A 3,522-nucleotide genomic window follows, 5' to 3' on the forward strand; every position below is an offset into this window, starting at 1 on the left:
GTGGGGTGCGGCGGGTGGTCGCCCCGGGGCCGAGCCGCTGTCGGGCGGCCCGGCCGGCCTGAGCCGCCGGCAGGGGTCCGCCCGGCTGTGGCGGCTGAGGTGGGGCTACTCCCCCATCATCAGTCCGTCCCCGGCCGCGCCGCGGCTGAGCACGACGTCACGGATGCGGTCGCGGACGGCCCGGACGTCGGCGCCCTGGGCGATCGCCCGGTTGAGGTTCACGACCCGGCCCGCGTCGACGTCGAACAGTTGCGGGACGAACTCCGCCTTCGTCACCTTCCAGCGGTCGCCGGGCCGTGCGGGCGGGGCGAAGGTGAAGCGGCCCAGGGTGGACTGGTTGCCGCGCGGATCCTTGGCGCCCTGGTAGTTGGTCATCTCTCCGGCGATCTGGTCTCCCATGCCGTAGATCACCCAAGTGCCGTTGACCCTCTCGTACGCCTGCGGGACGTGTGCGTGGGTGCCGAGGATCAGGTCGATGTCGGGGCGGTCCCCGGTGCGTGCGGCGGTGAGGGTCCGGGCCAGGCTCAGCTGCCGGTCGTCGGGGGCGTCCTGCCACTCGGTGCCCCAGTGCAGGGAGACCACGACGACGTCGGCGCCCGCCCCGCGCGCGGCCCGGGCGGCCTCGATGATCCTGGCCTCGTCGATGAGGTTGACGGCCCACGGCTGCCCGTCCGGGAGGGGGAAGCCGTTGGTGTCGTAGGTGTAGGCGAGGTGGGCGACCGTGGCCGTGCCCGCCCGCAGGACCGTCGCCGTGCGTGCCTCCTCCTCGGTGCGGGCCGAGCCGGCGTGCCGGACGCCCGCGCGGTCGAGGGCGTCGAGGGTGCGGCGGATGCCGTCGGCGCCGTCGTCCAGGGTGTGGTTGGAGGCGGTGGAGCAGCCGTCGTAGCCGGTGACGGCGAGGGCCCGGGCCACCTCGGGCGGGGACTTGAAGGCCGGGTAGCCGGTGTAGACGCCGTCCGCGCCGTAGACGGTCTCCATGTGGCACAGGGACAGGTCGGCGCGGGAGACGACGGAGCGGATCCCGGCGAGCATCGGCCGGAAGTCGTAGCCGGTGCCGCCGGCGTCGAAACGGGCCCGGTCGATGATCGAGCTGTGCGGAAGGACGTCACCGGAGGCGACCAGTGTGAAACCGCGGGGCCCGGCTGCGGCCGGTGCCGGGCGTCCGCGGTCGGGTTTGTCGTGGCCGCGGGCCTGGCAGGCGGCGCCTGCGGCGAGGACGACGGTCAGGGCCAGGGCGATCTGTCGACTGCGCGCGAGCATGCATTCACCCCACTGTGGGCGTTGTGGTCGTATTTACGCACAATCAGGAAAGAAGGCTCTGGGTGTCCCACGCGGCTCCGACACGCTCATCAGCCCCTCCGGCACCCACATGGCCGGGCACCCCGACCGTTCGTCGAACCGTTCGTCGACGCGATCGACCGTCCGCCGCACAGCCGGGTACGTGCCCTGTGCCGGGGCCACGCCCTGCGGTGGCATACGGCCATGACGGCCGGATCCACTCTTACGAACGGAACGACCGCCGAGCACGAGCTCGCCGCACTGCAGCGGGAGCACGGCCGGCCCCTCTTCGCGCTCCTGTTGCGGCTCTGCGACGGTGACCGGCAGCGCGCGGAGGACCTGGTGCAGGAGACTCTGGTGCGCGCCTGGCAGCACCCCGAGGCCCTGCGCGCCGACGACTTCGACTCGGTACGGCCCTGGCTGATGACCGTCGCGCGGCGGCTCGCGATCGACGCCCGGCGGGCCCGCCAGGCCCGTCCGCCCGAGGTCGGGGACGCGGTGCTGGAGAACGCGCGGGTCGTCTCCGACCACGCCGAGCGGGCCGCGGCGATGCTCGACGTCCGCCAGGCTGTGAAGACTCTCACTCCACAGCACCGTGAAGTCCTGGTGCTCGTGTACTTCCAGGGGGCGAGTGTGGCGGAAGCAGCGGCGACCCTCGGCATCCCGCCCGGTACCGTGAAGTCACGCGCGTACTACGCCCTGCGGGCCCTGCGCAGGGTTCTACCGGGTTACGCCGCCGACCTGCGGTGAAACCAATGGGTGGGTCAAGCCTCCGTAAAGCGCCTTGCCGATGACCCCGGTTGAGTAATCGGCTGTCCTCATCCGTGTTCCGGAGGGGGCCGTCAGCGTCCCCGGGGGCCCGGTGTCGGGCAACGCGCGCGTACCGGAGGAAGGCAGGAAGGGATGCTGGACAGAGAGCAGGGGAACACGGACGGTGCCGACGGCGAACTGACCGTCCCCATGGCGTGGTTGTACGCCGAGTACATCGCCGACGAGCTGCTGCGGACGGGCGATCTGATGCCGCCGACGTCCTTCGAGTTCCGCGCCGGGAGGGACGCCCTGGCGCTGACCATCTTCCTGTCCGACACCGACGGGGAGCTGTCCGGCATCCGGGTCGTCACCCAGCTGGAGACGTGGCTGTCGCTCACCGCGTACGACCAGCCGTGGCAGGAGTGGGTGCGCGAGCGACTGGCCGAGCTCGCCGCGGGCGCCGCGCGGTCGGGCGGCCCCGCGCCGGACCTGGACCTCGCGGAGGAGGCCTGGCGCTGGCTGCAGGAGACGGAGCTGCTCGCACCCGATCTGAACGCGGTCCCGGGAGGCGCTCCGGTCGTCGGGGAGGACGACGGGCCGAAGGTCTGGACGCCCGCCTGGCAGCTCGGGCTGCCCCTGGGACACCTCGCCATCCATCTTTTTTAGATTTCTGCGGCCCCGGACCAATCCGGGAGCCGGAGGGCTCCGAATCCTTAGGTTGCGATTGTGTCACCGGCTTGAGTGATTCCGCTGCCTGGTCCGTACCGGTGGGAGCAAGGAGTAACCCCACCCGCACCCAACGGCACGAGGATTCGGCATGAGGTCCCTGGAGAGGCATCGCGACGTCGCGGCCTACGCGCTCGGCGTGCTGGACGAGGCGGAGGCCTTCCGCTTCGAGGACCACCTCATGGAGTGCCCTCGGTGCGCTGCAGAGGTGACGGAATTCGGCCCCACCACACGGCAGTTGATGCTGTACCGGCGCTCCACCCCCCGGTTCGTGCACCCGATGGCGCAGCCCGGGACGCGCATGCTGGACGGGCTGCTCGCCGAGGTGGCGACCAGGCGCCGGGCCGGACGCAGACGCCTGCTGTTCGCGCTGGCCGCCTCGGTGGTCTTCGCGGTGTCCGTACCGGGCATCATGATGATGGCCCGGGGCAGCGGAGAGGCGCCCCGGACGGTCGCGGCGACCGACGCTCGGACCGGGGTGTGGGCGCAGGTCACGACGGCGGACGAGGCCTCGGGCAGCCAGGTCGAGCTGATGGTGAAGGACGCCGCGGGCCCGCGCGCCTGCCACCTGGTCATCGTCGGACGCGACGGCACCGAGGAGACCGCGGCCAGCTGGCACGGGCCCGGTCACGACGCCGATCCCGACACCATGATGGCCAGCTCGTCCATGCATCCGGGTCAGATCGCCCGCTACGAGATCCGCTCGGCCTCCGGCGAGGTCCTGTGGAAACTCCAGCCGAGCTGACCAACCGTCCGCCCCTTCCGCCG

General features: G+C 72.0%; 4 protein-coding genes. 3 read left to right on the forward strand and 1 reads right to left on the reverse strand.

All coding sequences use genetic code 11. The features are described from left to right. Positions 1-105: 105 nt before the first annotated feature. Positions 106-1,260: a CapA family protein gene (locus C1J00_RS40295; RefSeq protein WP_102913811.1), complete on the reverse strand. Its 1,155-nt coding sequence runs from the start codon at positions 1,258-1,260 to the stop codon at positions 106-108. A gap of 222 nt (positions 1,261-1,482) precedes the next feature. On the opposite strand from C1J00_RS40295, the gene C1J00_RS40300 reads away from it, so the two are divergent. The 3 genes from C1J00_RS40300 to C1J00_RS40310 all read left to right on the forward strand — a co-directional run bounded on the left by C1J00_RS40300 (position 1,483) and on the right by C1J00_RS40310 (position 3,499). Continuing rightward, positions 1,483-2,028 carry a sigma-70 family RNA polymerase sigma factor gene (locus C1J00_RS40300; RefSeq protein ID WP_102913812.1) on the forward strand — a complete coding sequence of 182 codons (546 nt, stop codon included), beginning with the start codon at positions 1,483-1,485 and terminating at the stop codon, positions 2,026-2,028. A gap of 153 nt (positions 2,029-2,181) precedes the next feature. Further along, positions 2,182-2,694 (forward strand): hypothetical protein, encoded by a 513-nt coding sequence (locus tag C1J00_RS40305; protein ID WP_102913813.1) that lies wholly within the window; start codon positions 2,182-2,184, stop codon positions 2,692-2,694. Between the two features lie 151 nt (positions 2,695-2,845). Further along, entirely contained in the window at positions 2,846-3,499 is a 654-nt protein-coding gene (locus C1J00_RS40310; RefSeq protein ID WP_102913814.1) for a zf-HC2 domain-containing protein, read from the forward strand. Positions 3,500-3,522 lie beyond the last annotated feature (23 nt).

The organism is Streptomyces cahuitamycinicus (genome assembly GCF_002891435.1).
Lineage (GTDB): Bacteria > Actinomycetota > Actinomycetes > Streptomycetales > Streptomycetaceae > Streptomyces > Streptomyces cahuitamycinicus.

Coding starts and splice junctions, on each gene's coding strand:
- C1J00_RS40295 (WP_102913811.1), bottom strand. CDS start 1,260: ATGCTCGCGCGCAGTCGACAGATCGCCCTGGCCCTGACCGTCGTCCTC.
- C1J00_RS40300 (WP_102913812.1), top strand. CDS start 1,483: ATGACGGCCGGATCCACTCTTACGAACGGAACGACCGCCGAGCACGAG.
- C1J00_RS40305 (WP_102913813.1), top strand. CDS start 2,182: ATGCTGGACAGAGAGCAGGGGAACACGGACGGTGCCGACGGCGAACTG.
- C1J00_RS40310 (WP_102913814.1), top strand. CDS start 2,846: ATGAGGTCCCTGGAGAGGCATCGCGACGTCGCGGCCTACGCGCTCGGC.